The organism is Micromonospora sp. NBRC 110038 (genome assembly GCF_020884815.1).
Taxonomy (GTDB): domain Bacteria; phylum Actinomycetota; class Actinomycetes; order Mycobacteriales; family Micromonosporaceae; genus Micromonospora; species Micromonospora haikouensis.
Genome location: NZ_BBOL01000004.1, coordinates 283,750 through 306,370, shown reverse-complemented (window position 1 = coordinate 306,370; position 22,621 = coordinate 283,750). Strand labels below are relative to the sequence as shown.

Below are 22,621 nucleotides of genomic sequence, written 5' to 3'. Positions count from 1 at the left end.
GCCGCCGCCCGCCCGTCCGTCGCCGCGCATCCGTCGCCGCGCGGACAGCCGGGAGCCCGCGAGAATGAGAAACTCCGGAGCAGGCTTCCCCCGTCACGCGCCGTCGCCGACGGCGGGGAACGTGCCCGATCGGCCCGCGCACCAGGACAGGAGTCGCCCCTCACCATGTCGGAGAACGACAACGGCACCCCGGACACCGGCCGACGGAGCCGGCCGCCGTGGGAGTGGATCGCCGCGGCGGTCAGCGTCACCGCCCTGCTCGTCTCGGTCGGGGCCTGGCTGATGCCGGACTCGGGCGACTGGATCTGCGACAAGACGGACCGGCGGTTCGTCCGCTGCAACGACGTCCCCGCCGACTTCCTCGGCACCTGGACCGGCGAGGAGACCTGCTCAGGCACGATCCTCGCCGCGTGCGTGCACCCGAAGCACACGCTCACCCTGACGATCAGGCGCGCGAAGCAGGGCCAACAGGCCGTCGAGACGTCATCGGAGCTGGACGGCCGGCTCCTGTGCCGATCCTCGTGGACCCTCACCGAGGTCGGCGACGGCGACGGCGAGCTCTACCTCCACAAGCACCACACCATCGACGAGGGGCAGGGGGCCAACGGCGAGCCGATCACCTGCTCGGAAGGATTGACCGCCACGGTGACGGCGACGGGCCCGAACGCCCTGCGCGTCGCCACCAAGGGCACCGCGATCACGGACACCGGCGTCCACTTCGACGCCGACCTCACCAGGAGATAGCGACCGGCGGCGCTGGCTGCCTCCGGTGCACGACACGCCGACGCGATTCCACCACAACCGGCCACCGAACCCTGCGCTCCACAGGCGTCAGCCCGCGTACGCGCGGACCTCGCCGCGCACCGTCACCGCGACCTGCGCGCCGGGGGCGAGCGTGACCCCCTCGTCGAGGGTCCGCGCGGTGAGCACCGTGCCGTCGTCGAGCCGCAGGGTGGTCAGCGCGTCGTGGCCGTGGAAGTCCTGCCGGACCACGGTGGCCAGCGGCCCGCCGCTGGCGGCGAGCCGGATCTGCTCCGGCCGGATGAGCACCGTCACCGCGCGACCGCCCCCCGCCCCGCTCGCCGAGGCGCTGCGGGCCGCCGCGCCGGCCGTGGCTCCGCCCGGCACCGGGCCGCGCAGCGGCAGCCGGCCCAGCGGGGTGAGCGCGACCGCGTCGTCCACGGTGGCCGGCAGCAGCACGGCGTCGCCCACGAACCGGGCCACCCAGGGCGTCGCCGGGTCGCGGTAGACCTCGGCGGGCGGCGCGCACTGCACGATGCGCCCCGCGTCCATCACGGCGACCGCGTCGGCCATGGACAGCGCCTCGCCCTGGTCGTGGGTGACCAGGACGGCCGTGGCCCCGTCGGCGCGCAGCGCCTGCCGCACGTCGGCGCGCAGCTCGGTGCGCAGCTGCGCGTCGAGGGCGCTGAACGGCTCGTCGAGCAGCACCAGCGGCGGCCGGGGCGCGAGCGCCCGGGCCACCGCGACCCGCTGCTGCTGGCCGCCGGAGAGCTGGTGCGGCATCCGGGGGCCGTAGCCGGCGAGCCCGACCAGCGCGAGGACCTCCTCGACCCGGCCGCTGCGGCGGGCCGCCCGGTCCAGCCCGTAGCCGACGTTGTCGGCCACCGACAGGTGCGGGAACAGCGCCCCCTCCTGGGGCACGACGGCGACCCGGCGGCGGTGCGGCGGCACGTGCACCCGGTCGGCGGCGACCGGTCGGCCGGCGACGGCGACGGCGCCCGAGTCGGCCCGCTCGAACCCGGCGACGCAGCGCAGCAGCGTGGTCTTGCCGCAGCCGGACGGGCCGAGCACGGCCAGCAGGGTGCCCGAGGGCACGGCGAGGTCGACGCCGGCCAGCGCGGGCACCGTCCCGTACGACTTGGTCAGCCCGGCCACGGCCAGCATCGTCTCGGTCATCGGGTGCCTCCGGGGGCGGTCGGGCCGGCGTCGGTCAGTCCGGTGCGCGCCGCGAGCAGCCAGGTCGGCACGGCCGCGAGCGCGACGAGCAGCGCCGCGTACGGTGCGGCGGCGGCGTACGCGGCGGTCGAGGTGTGCGTCCACAGCTCGGTGGCCAGGGTGTCCATCCCGGTCGGCCGCAGCAGCAGCGTGGCGGGCAGTTCCTTCATGCAGGTGAGGAACGTCAGGGCCGCCCCGGCGCCGATGCCGGGCAGGGTCAGTGGCAGCGTGACCGTGCGGAACACGGCGAACGGGCCCCGGCCCAGCGACCGGGCGGCCTCCTCCACGGCGGGCGGGCTCTGCGCGGCGGCGGACGCCACCGCCCCGACGGCCAGCGGCAGGAACAACGTCGCGTACGCCAGCGCGAGCAGCCAGACGCTCTGGTAGAGCGGGTACGCCACGTTCACGGCGAAGAACACCAGGGACAGCCCGATCACCACGCCGGGCAGGGCGTGCGCGACGTAGGTGAGCCGCTCCAGCACGGTGGTCACCGGGCCGGGCGCCCGGGCGGCGAGCAGCCCCAGCGGCAGGGCGAGCAGCATGGTGAACGCCGCGCCGGCCAGTGACACCGACAGCGACCCGCCGGCGGCGGCCGCGACCTCGGCGAGGGAGCCGGGGCGGGACACGCCCGCGCCGAGCCAGCGGGCCAGCCCGTACGCCGGCACGCCGAGGGCCAGCGCGTCGACGGCGAGCAGGGCGGCCAGGGCCGGCCACCGCCAGCGGCGCAGCGCCAGCCGCGCGGGCGGGCGTACGGCGGTGCTGGCGTAGCGGGCGTCGCGGGTGCGGGTGCCCAGCTCCGCGCCGATCAGCAGCACAGTGAGCACCACCAGCACGGTGGAGAGCACCAGCGCGCCGGTGCGGTCGAAGCCCAGGTTGAACGCGGTGAAGATGGCCCGGGTGAAGGTGTCCACCCGCACGATCGACACCGCGCCGAAGTCGGACAGGACGTAGAGGGCGACGAGCAGCGCGCCGGCGGCCACGGCGGGCCGGATCTGGCGCAGCGTCACCCCGGCCAGGGTCGCCCAGGGGCCCCGGCCCAGCGAGCGGGACACCTCCTCCTGCCCGGGGTCGGCCCGGCGCAGCGCCGCGACGGCCGGCAGGTAGACGTACGGGTAGGAGCAGACGGTCAGCAGCAGCGCCGCAGCCCAGAAGCCCTCGAACCCGTCCACGGTGGCCGTCCAGGCGAACCCGGCGACGTACGTGGGCACGGCCAGCGGCAGCGCCGCCACGACGCCGAGGGCGCGACGGCCCGGCAGGTCGGTGCGGGCGACCAGGAACGCGGCGGCGACGCCGACGACGACGCAGGCGGCGGTGACCACGGCCGCCAGGGCCAGGCTGCGCCCGGCGAGCACGGCGACCCGGTGGGTGAACAGCTCGGCGGCGATCCGGTCGCCGCCCGCCTCGCCGGCCCGCACGGCGAGGTAGACCAGGGGCAGCAGGGCGACCGCGACGGCGGCGGCCGACGCGGCGGTCAGCCCCGGCCGGGGCAGGACACGACGCGCCGACCGCCCGGACCCGGCGGGGGCCCGGCGGTCGGCGGTGGCCACGCCGTTCAGGCCAGCCCCGTTTCCTTGATCATGGTGACGGTGGCGTCGAGCGTGTCGAGGTCGTTGAGGTCGATCTTCGGGGCGGCGAGGTCGGCGAGCTGCGGCAGGCCCGGCGCGGCCGGCACCCCGGCGGTCAGCGGATACTCGAACGTCTGGGTGGCGAAGTGGGTCTGCGCCTCGGTGCCGAGCAGGTAGTCGACCAGCGCCCGGGCGTCGGGGTCGGTGCCGGCGCGGGTGAGCAGGCCGACGCCGGCGGCGTTGACCAGCCCGCCGGTGTCACCGTCGGGGAAGAAGTGCAGCTGCGCCTTGAGGGTGGCCGGGTCGCCGCCGCGCTCCTTGGCCAGCTCGTAGACGTAGTAGTGGTTGACCAGGCCGGCCGCCAGCTTTCCGGCGTCGATGTCGGCGACGATCTGCACGTTGCCCTCGCGGATCTGCGGCTCGTTGGCCTTCAGCCCGGTCAGGAACTCCTTGGCCTTCGCGTCGCCGTGCTGCACCCGCAGGGCGGTGACGAACGCCTGGAAGGAGCCGTTGGTCGGGGCGACGCCGACCTTGCCCTTCCACGTCGGGTCGGTCAGTTCGAACACCGACTTCGGGAGCTGGCCCTTCGTCACCTGGTCGGCGTTGTAGGCCAGCACCCGGGACCGGCCGCTGACGCCGACCCACTGGCCGCCGGCGGCCCGGTAGGCGGCCGGCACCCGGTCGAGCAGGTCCTGCGGCAGGGCCGCGAACAGGCCGGCCTTGGTGACCGCGCCGAGCGCGCCCGCGTCCTGGGCGAAGAAGACGTCAGCGGGGCTGCGCCCGCCCTCCTCGAGGAGCTGGGCCGCCATCTGGGCGGTGCTGCCGTAGCGGACGTCCACGGTGATGCCGGAGGACTTCTCGAACTTCTCCAGCACCGGCTTGACGAGGGTCTCGCTGCGGCCGCTGTAGATGGTCAGCCGCTTGTCGCCCGGTTTGCCCGGGTCGCCCTCGTCGCCGCCGCAGGCGGCAAGGGAGAGCAGACCCGCCAGGGCGGTGGCCAGTACGACGCTCAGACGCTTTTGCACAGGCAAGGATTACCTTACTTGGCAGTCGTGAGGCAAATCCATCTTCGCCGTGACCAGGAGTGATGTCCACCTCCCCCGATTTTCACTGAGGTTTGGCTGCCCTAACCTGGCCGCCATGCGTGCCTCCCCCGCCGTCGAGCCGGTGCCCTTCGCCGCCGCCCTGGCCGACCACGGCGACCGCCCCGCGGTGCTCACCGCCGACGGTCGGCTCAGCTACCGGGAGCTGGCCGACCGGGTCGCCGCGCTCGCCGCCCGCCTCGGCACCGCCCGGCGGCTGGTGCTGCTCGCCGGGGCCAACCGGGTCGACGAGCTGGTCGCGTACCTCGCCGCGCTCACCGCCGGGCACCCGCTGCTGCTGACGCCCGGCGACAACGACGCGGCGACGGCCGCGCTGGAGCGGGCGTACGACCCGGACGTGGTGCTGCGCCGCGTCGGCGGGACGCTCACGGTCGACGAGCGGCGGCCCGTCAGCCGGCACGAGCTGCACCCGGACCTGGCACTGCTGCTGAGCACCTCCGGCTCGACCGGGTCACCGAAGCTGGTCCGGCTGTCCCGGGCCAACCTCCAGGCCAACGCGGAGGCCATCGCCGGCTACCTGGGCATCCGGGACACCGACCGGGCGGCCACCACCCTGCCGCTGCACTACTGCTACGGCCTGTCCGTGGTCAACAGCCACCTGCTGCGCGGCGCGGCGCTGATCCTCACCGACCGGTCGGTGGCCGACGCGTCCTTCTGGGAGCTGTTCCGCGCCGCCCGGGGCACCGCCCTGGCCGGCGTGCCGTACACGTTCGAGCTGCTGGACCGGGTCGGCTTCGCGCAGATGCGCCTGCCCCACCTGCGCTACGTCACCCAGGCCGGCGGGCGGCTCGATCCCGAGCGGGTGACCCGGTACGCGGAACTCGGCCGGCGCCGGGGCTTCGACCTGTTCGTCATGTACGGGCAGACCGAGGCGACGGCGCGGATGGCGTACCTGCCGCCGCGCCTGGCCGCGACCCGGCCCGAGGCGATCGGCGTGCCGGTGCCCGGCGGCGCGTTCCGGTTGCGCCCGCTGCCCGACCGGCCGGAGCCCGACACCGGCGAGCTGGTCTACACGGGCCCCAACGTGATGCTCGGCTACGCGCGGACCCCGGCCGACCTGGCGCTGGGTCGCACCGTCGAGGAGCTGCGCACCGGCGACGTGGCCCGCCGGGCCCCCGACGGACTCTACGAGATCGTGGGCCGGGTCGGCGGGTACGCGAAGGTCTTCGGGCTGCGCATCGACCTGGCGCGGGTGGAGGAGCGGCTGGCCGCGCGGGGCGTCGCCGCGTACTGCGTGGGCACGGACCGCGAGCTGGTCGTGGCGACCACCGACGGCGCCGACCCGCAGCGGGTACGCCGGCTCGCCGCCGCGGCGGCCGGGCTGCCGGCGCGGGCCGTACGGGTGCACCCGGTCGCCGAGCTGCCCCGGCTGGGCAACGGCAAGCCGGACCGCGGCGCGCTGCGCGCCCTGGCCGCCGCCCCCGCGCCCGCCGCGCCGTCCGGCGACGACGGCACCGACCTGTGCCGGCTGTACGCGCGGGTGCTGGGCACCGACGACGTCACCCCGGACGACAGCTTCGTCTCCCTCGGCGGCGACTCGCTGTCATACGTGGAGATGTCGGTGCGGCTGGAGGAGGCCCTCGGCGACCTGCCCGCCGGCTGGCACACCACCGCGATCCGGGACCTGCCCCGGCCGACCGCCGCGCCCCGGCCCGGCCGGCGGGCCGTGCTGGAGACCAGCGTGGCACTGCGCGCGGCGGCGATCGTCGTGATCGTCGGGTCGCACATCCCGCTGTTCACCGTCAAGGGCGGCGCGCACCTGCTGCTGGCGGTCGCCGGGTTCAACTTCGCCCGGTTCCAGCTCACCGACGTCCCGCGGGCCCGGCGGCTGCGCGCCGTCGGGCGCGGCATCGGCCGGGTCGTGCTGCCGTCGGCGCTGTGGATCGCCGCGGCGGGCGCGGTCACCGGCGACTACACGCTGACCAACGTGCTGCTGCTCAACAGCGTCCTCGGGCCGCACGACGGGGCCACGCAGTGGCACTTCTGGTTCGTCGAGGCGCTGGTGTTCATCCTGCTCGGCGCGGTCGTGCTGCTGGCCGTGCCGGCCGTCGACCGCGTCGAGCGGCGGTACCCGTTCGGGCTGCCGCTCGCCGTCGCCGCGCTCGGCCTGGCCTTCCGGTACGACCTGCCCGGCCTGGCGACGCACGGCCACGTCCCGTCCGCCGTCGTGGTGTTCTGGCTGTTCGCGCTCGGCTGGGCGGCGGCGCGGGCCCGCGGGACGGGTCAGCGGCTCGTGTTGACCGGGGCCGCCCTGCTCGCGCTGCCCGGCTTCTTCGGCGAGCCGTGGCGGGAGGCGTTGATCGCGGCCGGCTTCGGACTGCTGGTCTGGGTGCCCCGGCTGCCCAGCCGGGGCACGCTCAACCGGGTCGCCGGAGTGCTGGCCACCAGCTCGCTCGCCATCTACCTGATCCACTGGCAGGTGCTGGCGGTGGTCGGGCCGGTCTCGCGCGGTGCCGCCCTGGTGGTGTCGCTCGTCGCCGGCGTCGGCGTCGCGGCGCTGGCCCGGGTGGCGGCCCGGCGGTTGCCGCACGTCGCGCGGTCGTGGGGCCGGGCGGCAACACGCGACGCGCCCGTCGGCCGGGTGCCGCCGCTCGACGGGGCCGTTCAGGCCACGGCGGCCCGGTCTGCCGGGTCGACGCCGGCGTAGCCGCCCCGGTGGTAGAGCAGCGGCGAGCCGACCTCGGCGTGCCGCAGCAGTTCGGGCTCGGCGAGCACGATCGCGTGGTCGCCGACGACCACCCGGTCCACCACGCGGCAGAGCAGCCACGCCGGGGCGTCGTCGAGGATCGGCACCGCCTCGGGGCCGACCCGCCACCGGGTCGGGTGGGCGAAGCGGTCGATCCCGGTGGCGGCGAACGTGCGCGCCAAATCCCGTTGGTGCTGGGCGAGCAGGTGCACCGCGACGTGCCGGGCGCGCGCCACCGTGGGCCACGCCGACGAGGCGAGACCGAGGCAGAAGGACACCACGGGCGGCTCCAGCGACACCGACGTGAACGACGTCGCGGTGAAGCCGACCGGCGTGGCCCCGGGGGCCGTCACCACGGTGACGGTGCTGGCCTGCTGGCGCAGGACGCTCCGCAGCGAGGTCGTGTCGGCATCGACGATGGGTCCCTGCTGCGGGTCGGCGGTCATCGGAGGCTCCCAGGATCGCACGGTGCAGCCCGGGGTGGGCCGCCCCGGATCGGCCGGGACGCACATCGATGCGGCGTCCGGTGCCTCCGACGCTAACCGACCACCCCCACCACCCGCAAACCCTACTTGAAAAGTAGGGATTTCGGCACCGCCGCGTCGACGCCGGCCAGGACGCCCCCGAGCCGGCCGGGTCGCCCGGCCACGGGCCGCCGCGCGCCGGCTCCGGAGCGGACCCCACGCGGGCAGTCGATCAGGCCGGGCCGGTCGGCACCCGGGCGGGCACGGGCCGCCCGGTGAGCCGACGCAGCGCGAGGTACGCCTCGCAGCCGAGGCAGAAGTCGAACGCCGCGTTGAGGAAGGCCGCGGCCAGGGCCGCCGCCGTGGCGGTCAGGGCGAGCGCCGGCAGGCCGGCGAGGTGCCCGACGGCCGCCAGCAGCATGAACGCCAACCCGACGAGCTGGGCGAACCGCACCGGGGCGGCCGGCTCCCGCTCGGCGGGCGGGTCGAGCCGGGGCGCGACCAGCGCCCGGTAGGCCAGGGCGTACGGCCCGAGGCGCGGGCTCGCCGCCGTGACGGCGAAGACCACCGCCTGGGTGAGCACCAGGGCGAGTGAGCCGGTGATCAGCGCGGCGGCGAGGACGACGGTGGTGACGGCGGCGGCGAACCGAGGGCCGCGAGGGTCGAGCAGCATGGCGTAAGGGTCCGTTCGGCGAGGGGGCGCGCCGTGGCGCGCGGGCGACTGTCAGGCGGCGTGGCACGCCGGACAGAGGCTCGCCGCGAGCCGCCCGTGGTCCACCGCCCGCCGTCGGGTCAGTCGCGCCCCGCGCGCGGAACCGGCCCCCGACGGCGGCACGGACCCCGACGGCGGCCCGGACGACCGGCGCGCGGAAGACCGCGTGATCGTCACCGGTCGGCCCCGGCCAGCAGCGGCGCGACGGCCGCCACCAGGTCGTCCCGGACGGGCACCCCGGACGCCCGGAGCACCACGTGCCCGGCCGGGTCGACCACCAGCACCGTCGGCGTCCGCCAGACGTCCAGCTCACGGACGGCGTCGAGGTGCTGCTCGGCGTCGACCTCGACCAGCACGACGCCCGGGACGGCCGCCTCGACCTGCTCGAGGACCCGGCGGGTCGCGCGGCACGGGGCGCACACGGCCGAGGAGAACTGGACCATCGTCACCGCGCCGGGGCGCGCGCCCAGCCGCGCGAGCAGGGCCCGGTGCGCGTCCTGTGGCGCGCCGGGGCCGGTGCCGGCCCCGGGGGCGGGGGCGACCGACCGGAGGCGGCCGTCGCGGCGGCGTCGCCACCAGCCGAAGCAGGTGGCGAGGCCGAGCACGCCGACGACCAGCAGCACGCCGGTCAGAGTCTGGTCCCGCACCGGTCCAGAGTGCCACAGGCCCAGGTCAGCGCCCATCGGCGGTCCGGATGGCGGAACGCCGGCACCGCCGCCCGGCCCGTTCCGCCGCCGCGTCGGCCACGGCGGGCTTAGCAGGGGCAGCCATGATCACTCTGTGTGACATCCACCCGACCCCGCCTGACGCCTCGCATCCCCTTTGCTCTGCACCCATCCGCGCAGCAGGCAGCCTGAGCTGTGCGTACGCGAGAAGCGAGGGGTGGCGGGGGTCGACGCGCGGCTGCGCTGCGTGAAGCGTTGCGCCCTTGGGTGCAGAGCAAAGGGGTGGGCGGATGCCGGCCCCACCCGGCCAGAGCCAACCCCGCCCGGCCAGAGCCGGCCGGATGGCGCATCGCCCTCGCCGGGCGCCGGACCGCCGCCGGCCGTCCTCTGATTCTTGGACAGTTCCTGTCCGTCCCGGACGGGACTGTCCAAGATTCGCACGCCGTCCGGGGCGACGGTGCCGCCGAAGGCGAGTTCCGGGTGGCGTCAAGCGCCCGCAGCTCAGAATTCCGTCAGCGTTTGCTGTCAGCCACCTGTCATTCGGGGCGACGGCCCGCTTTTCCGCCGCGAGACCTATTGCCCCACCGAACACCTATTTATGATTCTCGATGCCATGGCGCATTCACCGGCCGTTCACCTACCGAACAGCCGGCGTTCAGGACCGCATCCACCTGCCCTCGAAGAACGGGATCACCATGACCTCGACCACCCGCAGAACCGCCGTCCTCGCCGGGCTCACGGCCACCCTGCTGGCCGGCCCGCTCGCCGGTGCCGCCATCGCCGCCCCGACCGCCACGATCACCCTCAACGGATCCAGCGCGAGCGTATCGGGCAGCAACGTCACCGTCTCCGGCAGCGCCATCACCATCACGGCACCCGGCTCGTACCAGATCAGCGGCACGCTGAACAACGGCTACGTCAAGGTGGACACCGCCGCCGCCGGAACGGTCGAGCTCATTCTCAGCGGCGCCTCGATCACGAACTCGACGTCCTCGCCGCTGTACGTGACCAACGCCGACGCCGTCACCGTCACGTTGGCCGCCGGGACCACCAACAGGCTCACCGACGCGACCGCCTACACCAACACCGGCGAGCCGGACGCCGCGCTGTTCAGCGCCGCCGACCTGACCATCGGCGGCACCGGGGCGCTGACCGTGCAGGCCCGCTACCAGGACGGCATCGTCAGCAAGGACGACCTGGTCATCCAGTCCGGCACGATCACCGTGAACGCGGTGGACGACGCCATCCGGGGCAAGGACTCGCTCACCGTCAACGGCGGCGCCATCACCGTCACCTCGACCGCCGGCGACGGGCTCAAGTCCAACGACACGGAGGCCGGGAAGGGCGTCGTCAACATCACCAACGGCACGATCTCGGTCTCCGTCGCCGACGACGGCATCAAGGGCGAGAACGCGCTGAACATCTCCGGCGGCACCATCAACGTGACCCGGTCGTACGAGGCGCTGGAGGCGCTGAAGCTGACGATCAGCGGCGGTAACTCCACCGTCGTGGCCAGCGACGACGCCGTCAACGCCGCCGAGGAGGGCCTCGGCCACATGGAGCCCTCCCCGAACGCGTTCATCCGGGTCACCGGGGGCACGGTCGTGGCCACCGGCGGCACCGACGGATTCGACTCCAACGGCGAACTCACCTTCGCCGGCGGCACGGTGGTCGCCAACGGCTCCAGCACCCGGGGCGGCGGCGAGGGCGCGCTCGACACCGACGCGACGCTCACCTTCACCGGCGGCACGGTGGTGGGTGCCGGCCTGACCTCGATGGCCGTGTTCAAGGCGGTGCCGAACACCGGCCAGGGCTGGGTCGCCCCCCGGTTCAGCACCACCTACGCCGCCAACACGATCGTGCACGTCGTCTCCGGCAGCACCGTGCTGGCCTCGTTCCGGGCGTCGAAGAGCTTCCGGGAGGTCGTCATCTCGTCGAACCGCATCGCCAACGGCCAGCGGTACGACGTCTACACCGGCGGCAGCGTCAGCGGCACGAACGTCGGCGGCCTGTACACCAGCGGCAGCATCTCGGGCGCGACCCGGGTGTTGACCGGGGTGACCGCCGGCCAGTACAGCGGCGGCATGATCCGCTCCTGATCTCCGGTGCGCCCGGCCAGGACCGCGCGGTCCTGGCCGGGCGGCCCTGGCCCGCCCCCTCGCCGGCAGCCCTCCCCACCTCGCCCCGCACCGATCCGCAGCCCGCGCGTCGACCCCGTACCCCGCGACGCCGGGTAAACCTCAGAGGAGCATCAATGTCACGGTTGGTCCTGACCGGGATGAACCTGGTCGCCGTGGGCCTGCTCGTCTTCGCCCTGTACTTCCCCCGTCATCGGCGGCGGGACCTGGTGGTCGCCTACCTCGGCGTCAACGTCGGCGTCTTCGCCGTGGCCAGCTCGCTCAGCAGCGGCACCGTCGGGGCCGGCCTCGGGCTGGGCCTGTTCGGCGTACTCTCGATCATCCGGCTCCGCTCGACCGAGCTCGACCAGCACGAGGTGGCGTACTATTTCTCCGCCCTCGCGCTCGGCATCCTCGGCCCGCTCTCCGGCACCTCGATCTGGACGGTCGCCGGCCTGACGGGGCTGATCCTCGCGGTGATGTACGTCGGCGACCACCCCCGGCTGCTGCGCCGCTACCGGCGACACGTCATGGTGCTCGACACCGTGCTGACCGACCCGGTCGCCCTCACCGCCCACCTCGAACAACAGCTCGGCGCGCGGGTGCACGCCGCCAACGTGGAACGGATCGACCTGGTCAACGACACCACCGTCGTCGACGTCCGCTACTCCCGGCCGAAGGCCACCACGGGCGCCGCCCGGCGACCCGTCGAGACGGGCGCGACGCGATGATCCCCCTCGCCACGCCCACCACGGCGCTGGCCGACCTCGCGCCGATCGACCTCACGGAGCTGACCGGACGCGCCGCCCTGCAGACCCGGTTCGACCGCAAGTACCTGCTCCCGGCCGCCGAGGTGCCGGGCCTGCTCGCCGGGCTCGACCCCGGCACGCAGGTGCTGGAGATCGACGGCCGGCGGTCGTTCCGGTACGAGTCGGTGTACTTCGACACCCCCGACCTCGTCAGCTACCGGCTCACCGCCCACCGACGCCGCCGCCGTTTCAAGATCAGAACCCGGACGTACGTCGACTCGGACCTGTGCTGGCTGGAGGTGAAGACCGAGGGCACGCGCGGCGGCACGGTCAAGCACCGGCTGCCCTACCACCCCGGCGACAGCGGCACCCTGTCGCCCGGTCGGACGTTCGTCGACGGGATCCTCGCGACGCTCGGCACCGGCGGCGGGACCGACCTGGCGTTCGCCTCGACGCTCACCACCAGATACCTGCGCAGCACGCTGTTCCTGCCGACGACCGCGAGCCGGGCGACCATCGACCTCGGACTGTGCTGGGAAGGCGGCCACGGCGCGCGGCTGGAGCTGCCCGGGCTGGCCATCGTCGAAACGAAGACCGGGTCGACCGCCTCGCACGTCGACCGCCTGCTGTGGAGCCACGGCCACCGCCCGGTGGCCGTCTCCAAGTACGCGACCGGACTGGCCGCCCTGCGCCCCGAGCTGCCCTGCGCCCGCTGGCGACGCACCCTGCGGCGACACTTCGCGCCGGACGCGGGCACGGAGGCACCGCCGTCGGTCTGAGCCCCCGCGACGTCCGGCGGCGCGGCTGCCGTGCCGCCGGACGGGTCACTCGTCGGGCTCCCAGGGCAGCCGCAGCGTCGCCGACAGCACCGCTCGGCCCGCACCGCACGTGCCGACGCCGGGGGCTATCGTCGCCCCATGGCCGAGCTGATCGCGCCCACCGTCCGCCTGCACGACGCCTGGCTCGACGCCCATCGCGAGTGGGGCCCCGGCCTCCACGAGGACGGCTTCGGGCTGCGGCCGAACGACGACGTGGACTCCCCCGCCGGGTTCGCGGCCTGGGTGGCCCGGTTGGTCGAGGCCCCGGCCCCCGACAAGCCGCCGGCCGCCGAACGGGTGCGGTGCACGTACCGGTGGATCGTCGAGGACGACCGGGTGCTCGGTGGGATCGCGCTGCAGCACGAGCTCACCGGCTTCCTGCTGCGTGTCGCCGGCCAGATCGGCTACGGCATCCGGCCGTCGGCGCGCCGTCGCGGCCTGGCAACGTGGGCGTTGGGCCGGATGCTCGACGAGGCACGGACGCTCGGCCTGGACCGGGTGCTGATCACGTGCCAGCCGGACAACGTGGCCTCGGCGAGGACCATCGAACGCCACGGCGGCGTCCTCGACGACGTGCGGGACACCGAGCTGGGCCCCGTGCGACGGTACTGGGTGACGCTGTAGCACCGCCGCACGGGGCCTCGCGCCGTCAGAGGGTACGGGCCAGCCGGTCGGCGAGGACGCGGGTGAACCGGGACGGGTCGGCCAGTTCCCCGCCCTCGGCCAGCAGCGCCATGCCGTACAGCAGCTCGGCGGTGTCGGCGAGCCCGTCGGCGGTGGCGTCCTGCTCGTGGGCCTTGCGCAGCCCCTCCACCAGCGGGTGCCCCGGGTTGAGCTCCAGGATCCGCTTGACCTGCGGCACCTCGTGCCCCATCGCCCGGTACATCTTCTCCAGCGTCGGGGTGATGTCGTGGGCGTCGCCGACGACGCACGCCGGGGAGGTGGTCAGGCGGGTGGAGAGCCGGACCTCCTTGACGCTGTCGGCGAGCTTCTCCGACATCCAGGTCAGCAGGTCGGCGTACTCCTGGCGCTGCTGCTCGCGGGCGGACTCGGCCTCCTTCTTCTCCTCCTCGGTGTCCAGGTCGACCTGGCCCTTGGCGATGGAACGCAGCGGCTTGCCGTCGAACTGGCCGACCCGCTCGACCCAGACCTCGTCGACCGGGTCGGTGAGGATCAGCACCTCGTAGCCCTTGGCGCGGAACGCCTCCATGTGCGGCGAGTTCTCGATCATCGACCGGGACTCGCCGGTCATGTAGTAGATGTCGGACTGGCCGTCCTTCATCCGCTCCACGTAGTCGCGCAGGCCGGTCAGCTCGGCCGGGTCGTGGGTGGAGGCGACCGAGACGACGTCGAGGATCGCGTCGGTGTTGTCCGGGTCGTCGAGCAGGCCCTCCTTCAGCGCCGGGCCGAACTCCGACCAGAAGGTGCGGTACTTCTCGGCCTCGTTGGCCTTCAGCTCCTTGACGGTGGCGAGGATCTTCTTCACCAGCCGCCGGCGCACCGCCTGGATCTGGCGGTCCTGCTGGAGGATCTCCCGGGAGATGTTGAGCGACAGGTCGTGCGCGTCGACGACGCCCTTGACGAAGCGCAGGTAGTTGGGCATCAGCGCTTCGCAGTCGTCCATGATGAACACGCGCTTGACGTAGAGCTGCACGCCCCGGCGGGCCTGCGGGGCGAACAGGTCCACGGGCGCGTGCGACGGCAGGAACAGCAGCGCCTCGTACTCGAAGGTGCCCTCGCCCCGCATGTGGATGGTCTCCAGCGGGTCGGCCCAGTCGTGGCTGACGTGCTTGTAGAACTCCTTGTACTCGGCCTCGTCGACCTCGCTGCGCGGCCGGGCCCACAGCGCCTTCATCGAGTTGAGGGTCTGCGCCTCGCGGGTGGTCTCGTCGCCCTCGCCCTTGCGCTCGACCGTCATCCGGATCGGCCAGGCGATGAAGTCGGAGTATCGCTTGACGATCTCGCGGATCTTCCACTCGGCGGTGTAGTCGTAGAGGTGGTCGTCGCTGTCCTCGGGCTTGAGGTGCACGGTGACGGCGGTGCCCTGCGGCGCGTCGTCGACGGTCTCCACGCTGTAGGTGCCCTCGCCGGTCGACTCCCAGCGGGTGCCCTCGCTCTCCCCGGCGCGGCGGGTGAGCAGGGTGACCCGGTCGGCGACCATGAACGTGGCGTAGAACCCGACGCCGAACTGCCCGATCAGGTCCGCCGACGCCGCCGAGTCCTTCGACTCGCGCAGCTTCGCCAGCAGCTCGGCGGTGCCCGACTTGGCGATCGTGCCGATCAGGCGGACGACGTCCTCGCGGGACATGCCGATGCCGTTGTCCCGGACGGTGAGGGTGCGCGCGTCGCGGTCGACCTCGATCTCGATGTGCAGGTCGGAGACGTCGGCTGCGAGATCCTTGTCGACCAGGGACTCCAGGCGGAGCTTGTCCAACGCGTCGGAGGCGTTGGAGATCAGCTCCCGCAGGAAGACGTCCTTGTTCGAGTAGATCGAATGGACCATCAGCTGGAGCAGTTGGCGCGCCTCCGCCTGGAACTCCAGCGTCTCGATCCGGTTGCTCACACCGACCCCCTTCAGTGACTTCACATGCCTTGTGGTGCCTTCGCGCACAGGATACGAGCCGTCGCTGCCCGTCGCGACACCCGCCCGCTCACGTGACGCCGAGGGCGAGCGCGAGCTGCACGATCGTGGCCGGGGCGTGCGGGTCGCGTACCACCTGGGCCAGCACCGACCGGGCGGCCGGGCGGTGGCGCACCTCGGCCGGTGCCGTGCGTTCGGCGTCGACCAGGGCCCGGCCGGCACTGGCCGGGTCGTCGGCCTGGAGGTACGCGCGGGCGGCGTCGAGCAGGTGCGCCGCCCGGTGCTCGGCGGGCAGCCACCGCCAGGCGTCCCGCCGGGTCGTCCGCTCGTGCCAGGTCACGGCCGCGCGGGCCGCGCCCAGCTCCACGGCCACCGCGACCCGCGCCGAGCCGACCGTCGTCGGCCCGAATCCCGTCCGGTGGTGGTCGTGCCCCTCCCCCACCCGGTCCGCCATCGCGGCGGCCTCGCCGAGCAGTTCGGTGGCGGAAGCCTCGTCACCGTGGCGGGCGGCGGCCAGGGCCGCCTGGACCAGCAGCGCCCCGCACAGCGACAGCTCCTGCGGCGTACCGTCGTCGGGGTCGGCCGGGGCGATCCGGTACGCGGCGGCCAGCGCCGCCGACCTCGCCGCCCGCGCCCGGCCGGACGCGCGCAGCGCCTGGCCGAGTTGCACCACGGCGGCGGCCACCAGCGCCCGGTCGCCGGTCGCGACGGCCACCGCCCCGGTCGGTGGCCAGCCAGGCCAGGTCGGCCTCGCCGACCTTGACCAGCAGCGCGGCGGTGATCCGGTACGCCTCGACCAGCGGCCCGCGCCCCGTCGCGGGATCGCGGGCGTGGGTGCGCTGCGCGTCGGCCAGCAGCGGCGGGAGCAGGTCGACGAGCTGCGGGTACCGGGCATGCTGGTAGGTGACCCACCCGTGCCCCACCTGCCGCGCCAGCCAATCGGCGAGCACGGCGGGCCGCTGGGTGGCGCGGCCGAGCGTGATCTCGTACGCCGACAGGGCCGCGCGGATCCGCTCGACGCCCTCGGTGCGTTCGGTCGCCTCGGCGGGCCGGGCGTCGCGGCCGAGCAGCACCGCCGCGTCGATGCGCAGCACGGCGGCGATGTCGTGCAGGGTGGAGACCCGGTCGAGGGCGCGAACGCCCCGCTCGACCTTGTCGACCCAGCTCTTGGACTTGCCCAGCCGGTCGGCCAGCATCTGCTGCGACAGTCTCCGCCGCCCCCGCCAGTACGCGACCCGCCGGCCGACGGGCAGGAGATCACCGCTGTCCACGCCGCCACCGCCGGTCCGGCACCGCCCGCGTCGTCTCCTCGGCCGGTATCCGCTCCGCCTCGGCCTGCGCGAGCAGCCGTTGCCGGGCCACCTCCCGCTCCGCCTGTTGGATCTGCTCGCCCCGGCCCTCGACCGGCCTGTCGTCGCTCATCGTCCCGCCTCCGTTGCCAGGGGCGCGGCGCAGGGGTCCAGGGAAGGACCGCCACCGCCACACCCGGTTGATCAGGGCGCAACGGCAGTGCCAGTGGGAGATCTTGGAATGAAACGGCCCCTGGAGGGGCCACCATCTTCCAAGATCTCCAGCGCGTCCCTGTCCGAACGGTAGAGCAGGCGGAGTGACGGCAAGATAACCGAAAGTTAGATTGCGTGGGGTTCCGGGTCGAGCGGGTCGACGCCGATCCGGGTTGCGAGATCCCGCAGCTCGGGTGTGCCCCGCCTGCGGGCGTCCCGGACCATCTGTCCGACGATCTCCCGCACGCTCGGCCGTGACCGCAGTTCCGCGGGCGACGCGTTGTCCGCCTCCAGGAACGCCAGGATCGCCCGATCCTGGTCGCCAGCCGCATACCACCCGCGCCCCGCGTCCAGGTGCAAGCGGCATCGACGGTTCGCACTGCGGATCTGAGACCGGTCGACGCGCCGAGCCCGCTCCGGCGCACGCTCAGGGGTGCCGTTCTCGACGGCCACGCCCACCCGCCAGATGCCGCAGTTCGCCGGAGTGAACTCCATTCGCCAGGGGTCGGACCCGGCCCGACGCGCGGCGTTCTCGGCCTCCGCCAGGTGCCCGTCCGGGTCACCGGTGCCCAACGATGCCGCCGACATCGCAGAGTGCAGGTGGAGCATCCCGTACCAGGTCAACGCCGCGTCGTCGCCCGTGTCGCCCAGCCGTTCCGCCGCGCGCGTCGCCACCGCCAGCGACCGCCGCCGGCCGCCGTGGGTGCCCGACGACAGGGCACTCTGCGCGGCGGCGAACGCGGCGGCTGCGACCTCCGCCGGCCCGGCCAGCGCGGCGACCAGCTCCGCGCGCTCGGCGTACCGCGCCGCCAGGTCGATGTAGCCGAACGGCTTGATGGCGAGCACAGTGGTCACCGCCGCCCGGACGAACAGTCGCGGTCCCTCCGGGTGCCCGGAGTCGGCGAGCTGCCGCGTGGCGGCGACCAGATCGGGCAGCAGTCGAGCCAATGCCTTGTAGTCGCAGGCCATCCGGGCCGCCATCGCCTGATCCACGGACGCCCGCAGGCCGGCTGGGTCCAGCGGCCGTCCCGGTCCCTCGGGGTCGTCGTCGAGAGCGCCGCGCAGCGCCGGAACGGTGGTGTAGATGGCGAGGTCGTCCTCGCTGCGCGGCGCGTGCGGCTGCCCGGTGAGGTCGGTGACGCTGACGCCGAGAGCACTCGCCAGGGCGATGAGCCGTGACCGCTTCGTCACCGGCCGCCGACCTGACTCGATCATCGAGATGTAGGAGGCGGTCACACCGACCCGATCGGCCAGTTGCTGCTGCGTCATCCCGGCGACGTCCCGCCACCTGGCGACGCGCAGCCCGATGTAGTCGGCCATGACTCCTCCTGCACGAGATCGACGACGTTCGGCGTTGAGTTGCACACCGGACGGTACGTGCAGTCACGCTTCGCGGCCAGTCCAACACAGGGCGCAGGCGAACGTGTTGGTGCAGGGCCGTGTGGTCAGCTTTCGAACGCCTTCAACAAGGCGCGGACGTCGCCGGCCGGCTGGCTCGCACCGGGCCGCTGGGGATTCGTCGGCATTCCCAGCGCCTCCCAGTTCGTGCGCGCGTCGCCCAGTTCGGGCGCGAGGGCGTGCAGCTCGACGACGAACTCGACCAGCCGGCCCTGGTCGTCGACGGTCGCGGTGAACGGGACCGCCCGGACCTTGTCGCCGAACTTCCGGCACAGTTCCTCGTTCGCATACCAGGTGGCCGTCAGGTCGACGGCACCGGCGAGCCGGCGCTTGCCCGTGGCCGCCTGCTCGCCTCCGCTCTGCACACTCACCGCCGCGTCGACCAACCGGCGCGCGCCGCCCAGGTCGGTGGGGTCGACGTCCAGGTAGCTGCCTGCGGGCACCTCGGTCCTGGACAGCGAGTACATCGTCCCGAAGCTGATCCCCGGCACGTTGAGCATGGCGAAGTACACGTCGTCCTCTTCTAGCGTCACGATGATCATCCGGTCGTTCTTCTTGAGGGTGTAGGACATCGTTGCGGTCCGCGCGTCCATCACCCCCTGACCGGTGGCCTCCGCCGAGTCGGTGGTGACCCGGACCGGCTCCCGCGAGATCCAACCGACGGCGGCAGCCAGTTCCTCGCTCTCGCCCTGCCACCCGACCGGGGAGGCATCGGATCGGCCGCACGACGCCTCCGTCGTCGAGGCCGAATCCTGTTCGGAGTCGCCCGGACCACAACCGGTGGCAGCGAGAACGGCGGTCAGGGTCGCCACGACGGCGACCAGACGTCGAGCATGCATGAAGGGGGTCACCTCACGGTGGAAGGACGAAGCCGCCACCACGGGTCACGGCACTGTGGATCATAGGCGGTGGCCGACGCCGCTCACCCGGCCCGTGGCACCGGGGCGAACCGGTCGAGCGCGGCGCGCAGGTGCCCACGCAGGGTCTCGCTGCCGGTGTGCCCGGAGTCGTCGACCACGATCAGCTCCGCGTCGGGCCAGGCGCGGGCCAGCGACCACGGCGTCTCCAGCGGCGCGCCGAGGTCGAAACGCCCGTGCACGAGCACCCCGGGGATGCCGGCGAGCCGGTGGGCGTCGCGCAGCAGGGCGTCGTCGGCGAGCCACATGCCGTGGGAGAAGTAGTGCGCGCAGAGCCGGACGAACGCGACCTGGTCGTCCGGCGGCTGGTCGCGGTAGACGTCGGGCGTGCCGTTCGGTTCGAGGGAGACGACGGTGTCCTCCCAGGTGAGCCAGGCGATCGCCGCCCGCTGGCGGACCTGGGCGTCCGGGTGTTCCAACAACCGGGCGTACGCGGCGAGCAGCTCGGCGGCCGAGCCCCGGCCCGGTGCGATCGCCGGGCGGTCGGCGGCGGGCACGGCGTCGACGAACCGCCGCCACTGCTCGGGGAAGAACCGGCCGACGCCCCGGTACAGCCAGTCGATCTCCGACCGGCGGCTCATGGTGACCCCGACGAGGACGATCGCGCTGACCCGCTGCGGGTGACGCTGGGCGTACGCGAGGCCCAGGGTGGAGCCCCACGAGTTGCCGAACAGCAGCCACCGGTCGACGCCGAGGTGCTCGCGCAGCCGTTCCATGTCGGCCAGCAGGTGGTCGGTGGTGTTGTGCCGCAGGTCGGCGGCCGGGTCGCTGGCGTGCGGGGTGCTGCGCCCGCAGCCGCGCTGGTCGAACTGGACGATGCGGTAGCGGGACGGGTCGAACAGGCGGCGCGTGCCGGGCGACGAGCTGCCGCCGGGGCCGCCGTGCACGGTCACGGCCGGCATGCCGTCCGGGTTGCCGGACACCTCCCAGTAGACGCGGTGGCCGTCGCCCACGTCGAGCATCCCCTGGTCGTACGGCTCCACCAGCGGGTGCGCCATCAGGCCGCCCGCCCGGTCACGGCGTCGAGGGCGCGGGTGAAGTCGGCGAGCAGGTCGGCGGTGTCCTCGATGCCGGTGGAGACCCGCACGAGGCCCTCCCCGATGCCGGTGGCGGCGAGCTGCGCGGTGTCGACGATCCCCGCCCACATGGAACGCGGGTGCACCACGAGGGTGCTCACGCTGCCGAGGCTGGCGGCCCGCTTGGCCAGCCGCAGCTCGGCGAGGAGGGTGGCCGCCGCCGGCTGGCCGCCGGCCAGGTCGAGGCTGAAGACGCCGCCGTACCCGCTCATCTGCTTGGTGGCCAGGTCGTGCTGGGGGTGGCTGGGCAGCCCCGGGTAGCGGACCCGGGCGACCGCCGGGTGCGCCTCCAGCTCCCGGGCCAGGGCGAGGGCGTTGTCGTTGTGCCGGGCCATCCGCAGCGGCAGCGTGCGGATGCCGCGCAGCAGCAGCCAGGAGTCGATCGGGCCCAGCGTCGCGCCGGTGACGATGGCGGTCTGCCAGACCCGGTCGACCAGCTCGGCGGAGCCGACGACCACCCCGGCGGTGACGTCGGAGTGGCCGCCGAGGAACTTCGTGGCGCTGTGCCAGACCAGGTCCGCGCCGAGGGCCGCCGGCCGCTGGTTGACCGGGGTGGCGAACGTGTTGTCCACGACGGCGTACGCGCCGTGGGCGTGGGCCAGCTCGATCACGGCGGTCAGGTCGGTCAGCTCCAGCAGCGGGTTGCTGGGGGTCTCCACGAGCAGCAGCCGGGTGCGCGGGGTCAGGGCGCGGGCGAACGCGTCGACGTCGGTCTGGTCGACCTGGGTGCAGGTCACCCCGAACCGGGTGAGCAGCCCGGTGGCCAGCGAGGTGGTGCCGCCGTACGTGCTGCGCTGCACGATCACGTGGTCCCCGGCGCTGAGCAGGGCCAGCGCGATCGTGGTGACCGCGCCCATGCCGGAGGCGGTGACCAGGCCCGTCTCGACGCCCTCCAGCTCGGCGACCACGGCGGCCACCTGGGCGTGGTTGGGGTTGCCGTAGCGGGTGTAGAAGGCGTCGGGGCGCACCTGCGTGGCGACCTCGGTGAACCGCTCGTCGCTCTCGGCGCCGAACGTGGCGCTCTGCACGATCGGGGGCGACACCGCGCCCGGCGGGTGCAGGTCGTCGTCGCCGTGGATCGCGGTCGTGCCGATGCCGGTCACCGGTGCTCCTCACGCTGGTCGGATCGTTGCCCGGGGTCGGGCGGGGGGATGACGGCGGGGCTCGGCGCGGGCGCGGGGGCGGCCCGGTCGCGCAGCATCCGCTGGCTGTCGCGCTGGCGGCGCAGCACCGCGTCGTCGAGGTCGGCGACGGCGAGTCCGGCGGCGGTGCCGGCGGCGGCCAGGGCCCGGCCGTCGGGGCCGTACACGGCGCTGTGGCCGGCGAAGCGCCAGCCGCCGTGCGCGCCCGCGTAGTTGGCGAACAGCACGTAGCTGGTGTTCTCCAGGGCGCGGGCCGGGAAGTAGACGCCGCGCCGGTGGTCGGAGTCGCCGACGGTGAACGCGCCGGGCACCAGGTAGGCGTCCGCGCCGGCCAGGGCCAGGCCCCGGGCGTGCTCGGGGAAGCTCGCGTCGTAGCAGACGCCGAGGCCGAGCCGCCAGCCGCCGATCTGCACCATGGTGTCGGTGTGGCCGGCGACGAACACCGCGCGCTCGTCGGCGTCGAGGTGCCGCTTGTGGTAGGTGGCGGCCACCGCGCCGTCGGGGCCGACGACGAACGCGGCGATGGCCCAGCCGTCGGCGCGTCGGGCGCAGCCGCCGACCACGGCGGTCACCCGGTGCGCCCGGCAGGCCCCGCCCACCGTCCGCAGGACCGCGTCGCCCACCTCGACCTCGCAGCGGGCGACGTCGGCGGCGAGCAGCGGGTAGTCGTACCCGCACAGCGACAGCTCGGGGAAGACGACCACGCGGGCGCCGAGGGCGGCGGCCTCGGCGACGGCCGCGACGTGGGCCGCCGCGTTGCCGGCCAGGTCGCCGCCGACCGCCTCGATCTGCGCGGCGGCGACCCGCAGCGGCTCCCGCACCGGGTCGTCGTCGCCCGTCACATCGCCCCCAACCACCAGCGCAGCCCGAAGAAGACCGCCAGCCCGACCGTCCACACGATCATGAACCGTTCGACGAACAGACCGGTCACCAGGGTGACCAAACCGGCCACCAGGTAGGGGATCGTGACCACGGTGATCTCGACCCGGTTGTCGACCGGGGCGAGCACGGACGGCACGGCGATGGCGGCGAGCAGGGCCGCCGGCAGGTAGCCGAGGAACGTCTTGACGTCGGCGGGCAGCTCCCGGTCGCGGAAGACCAGCAGCGGGACGTAGCGGGGGGCGAAGGTCGCCAGCCCCATGCCGAGGATGAGCAGCAGCATGGACATCG

At 74.1% G+C, this 22,621-nt stretch carries 22 protein-coding genes; 6 read left to right on the top strand and 16 right to left on the bottom strand.

Annotated features, from left to right (window positions below; genetic code table 11):
- Positions 1-165 precede the first annotated feature (165 nt).
- Positions 166-744, top strand: a complete 579-nt coding sequence (locus LPU61_RS16905; protein WP_043968996.1) for a hypothetical protein — start codon at positions 166-168, stop codon at positions 742-744.
- 87 nt (positions 745-831) lie between these two features.
- Here LPU61_RS16905 and LPU61_RS16900 read toward each other — a convergent pair whose 3' ends face one another.
- From LPU61_RS16900 to LPU61_RS16890, 3 genes are all read right to left on the bottom strand, one after another.
- On the bottom strand, positions 832-1,917 hold the full coding sequence (locus LPU61_RS16900) for an ABC transporter ATP-binding protein (RefSeq protein ID WP_229405451.1): 1,086 nt from the start codon (positions 1,915-1,917) through the stop codon (positions 832-834).
- Positions 1,914-3,446, bottom strand: a complete 1,533-nt coding sequence (locus tag LPU61_RS16895; protein ID WP_229405591.1) for an iron ABC transporter permease — start codon at positions 3,444-3,446, stop codon at positions 1,914-1,916. The genes LPU61_RS16900 and LPU61_RS16895 overlap by 4 nt, the downstream gene beginning before the upstream one ends.
- 62 nt (positions 3,447-3,508) lie before the next feature.
- Positions 3,509-4,552 carry an iron ABC transporter substrate-binding protein gene (locus tag LPU61_RS16890; RefSeq protein ID WP_043968994.1) on the bottom strand — a complete coding sequence of 348 codons (1,044 nt, stop codon included), beginning with the start codon at positions 4,550-4,552 and terminating at the stop codon, positions 3,509-3,511.
- Positions 4,553-4,661: 109 nt separating this feature from the next.
- Between LPU61_RS16890 and LPU61_RS16885 the strand changes: the two genes are divergently transcribed.
- A complete protein-coding gene (locus LPU61_RS16885) occupies positions 4,662-7,271 on the top strand; it encodes an AMP-binding protein (RefSeq protein ID WP_229405450.1) in 2,610 nt (869 codons plus the stop codon).
- Here the strand turns inward: LPU61_RS16885 and LPU61_RS16880 are convergent.
- The 3 genes from LPU61_RS16880 to LPU61_RS16870 all read right to left on the bottom strand — a co-directional run bounded on the left by LPU61_RS16880 (position 7,229) and on the right by LPU61_RS16870 (position 9,133).
- Complete coding sequence (locus tag LPU61_RS16880) at positions 7,229-7,756, bottom strand: flavin reductase family protein (protein ID WP_043968993.1); 528 nt, start codon at positions 7,754-7,756, stop codon at positions 7,229-7,231. The genes LPU61_RS16885 and LPU61_RS16880 overlap by 43 nt on opposite strands.
- Positions 7,757-8,006: 250 nt before the next feature.
- Positions 8,007-8,447 (bottom strand): DUF4395 domain-containing protein, encoded by a 441-nt coding sequence (locus LPU61_RS16875; RefSeq protein ID WP_077940181.1) that lies wholly within the window; start codon positions 8,445-8,447, stop codon positions 8,007-8,009.
- Between the two features lie 212 nt (positions 8,448-8,659).
- Positions 8,660-9,133: a thioredoxin family protein gene (locus tag LPU61_RS16870; protein WP_229405449.1), complete on the bottom strand. Its 474-nt coding sequence runs from the start codon at positions 9,131-9,133 to the stop codon at positions 8,660-8,662.
- 626 nt (positions 9,134-9,759) lie between these two features.
- Between LPU61_RS16870 and LPU61_RS16865 the strand changes: the two genes are divergently transcribed.
- From LPU61_RS16865 to LPU61_RS16850, 4 genes are all read left to right on the top strand, one after another.
- Positions 9,760-11,250, top strand: a complete 1,491-nt coding sequence (locus LPU61_RS16865) for a carbohydrate-binding domain-containing protein (protein WP_229405448.1) — start codon at positions 9,760-9,762, stop codon at positions 11,248-11,250.
- A gap of 155 nt (positions 11,251-11,405) precedes the next feature.
- Entirely contained in the window at positions 11,406-11,999 is a 594-nt protein-coding gene (locus LPU61_RS16860; protein WP_229405447.1) for a DUF4956 domain-containing protein, read from the top strand.
- On the top strand, positions 11,996-12,796 hold the full coding sequence (locus tag LPU61_RS16855; RefSeq protein ID WP_229405446.1) for a polyphosphate polymerase domain-containing protein: 801 nt from the start codon (positions 11,996-11,998) through the stop codon (positions 12,794-12,796). The genes LPU61_RS16860 and LPU61_RS16855 overlap by 4 nt, the downstream gene beginning before the upstream one ends.
- A gap of 138 nt (positions 12,797-12,934) precedes the next feature.
- Positions 12,935-13,459, top strand: coding sequence for a GNAT family N-acetyltransferase (locus tag LPU61_RS16850; protein WP_229405445.1), 525 nt, complete (start codon positions 12,935-12,937; stop codon positions 13,457-13,459).
- A gap of 25 nt (positions 13,460-13,484) precedes the next feature.
- Here the strand turns inward: LPU61_RS16850 and htpG are convergent, their stop codons facing one another.
- The 10 genes from htpG to LPU61_RS16800 form a co-directional block, all read right to left on the bottom strand.
- Positions 13,485-15,398, bottom strand: coding sequence for a molecular chaperone HtpG (gene htpG / locus LPU61_RS16845; RefSeq protein ID WP_043968988.1), 1,914 nt, complete (start codon positions 15,396-15,398; stop codon positions 13,485-13,487).
- 88 nt (positions 15,399-15,486) lie between these two features.
- The gene (locus tag LPU61_RS16840) at positions 15,487-15,870 is read right to left on the bottom strand and encodes a hypothetical protein (RefSeq protein ID WP_229405444.1); all 384 of its coding nucleotides are present in this window, start codon (positions 15,868-15,870) and stop codon (positions 15,487-15,489) included.
- A 40-nt stretch (positions 15,871-15,910) separates the two neighbouring features.
- Positions 15,911-16,687, bottom strand: a complete 777-nt coding sequence (locus LPU61_RS16835; RefSeq protein ID WP_229405443.1) for a helix-turn-helix domain-containing protein — start codon at positions 16,685-16,687, stop codon at positions 15,911-15,913.
- Positions 16,674-16,838, bottom strand: coding sequence for a hypothetical protein (locus tag LPU61_RS16830; protein ID WP_199486174.1), 165 nt, complete (start codon positions 16,836-16,838; stop codon positions 16,674-16,676). The genes LPU61_RS16835 and LPU61_RS16830 overlap by 14 nt, the downstream gene beginning before the upstream one ends.
- 206 nt (positions 16,839-17,044) lie before the next feature.
- The gene (locus LPU61_RS16825) at positions 17,045-18,238 is read right to left on the bottom strand and encodes a helix-turn-helix domain-containing protein (RefSeq protein ID WP_043968986.1); all 1,194 of its coding nucleotides are present in this window, start codon (positions 18,236-18,238) and stop codon (positions 17,045-17,047) included.
- A gap of 125 nt (positions 18,239-18,363) precedes the next feature.
- Positions 18,364-19,155, bottom strand: a complete 792-nt coding sequence (locus tag LPU61_RS16820; protein ID WP_229405442.1) for a hypothetical protein — start codon at positions 19,153-19,155, stop codon at positions 18,364-18,366.
- An 83-nt stretch (positions 19,156-19,238) separates the two neighbouring features.
- Positions 19,239-20,231, bottom strand: coding sequence for a prolyl aminopeptidase (gene pip / locus LPU61_RS16815; RefSeq protein ID WP_229405441.1), 993 nt, complete (start codon positions 20,229-20,231; stop codon positions 19,239-19,241).
- Entirely contained in the window at positions 20,231-21,412 is a 1,182-nt protein-coding gene (locus LPU61_RS16810) for a PLP-dependent aspartate aminotransferase family protein (RefSeq protein ID WP_229405440.1), read from the bottom strand. The genes pip and LPU61_RS16810 overlap by 1 nt, the downstream gene beginning before the upstream one ends.
- Positions 21,409-22,308 (bottom strand): carbon-nitrogen hydrolase family protein, encoded by a 900-nt coding sequence (locus LPU61_RS16805; RefSeq protein WP_229405439.1) that lies wholly within the window; start codon positions 22,306-22,308, stop codon positions 21,409-21,411. The genes LPU61_RS16810 and LPU61_RS16805 overlap by 4 nt, the downstream gene beginning before the upstream one ends.
- Positions 22,290-22,619, bottom strand: coding sequence for an AzlD domain-containing protein (locus tag LPU61_RS16800; protein ID WP_141722304.1), 330 nt, complete (start codon positions 22,617-22,619; stop codon positions 22,290-22,292). Before LPU61_RS16800 ends, LPU61_RS16805 begins: the two co-directional genes overlap by 19 nt.
- Positions 22,620-22,621: the final 2 nt, after the last annotated feature.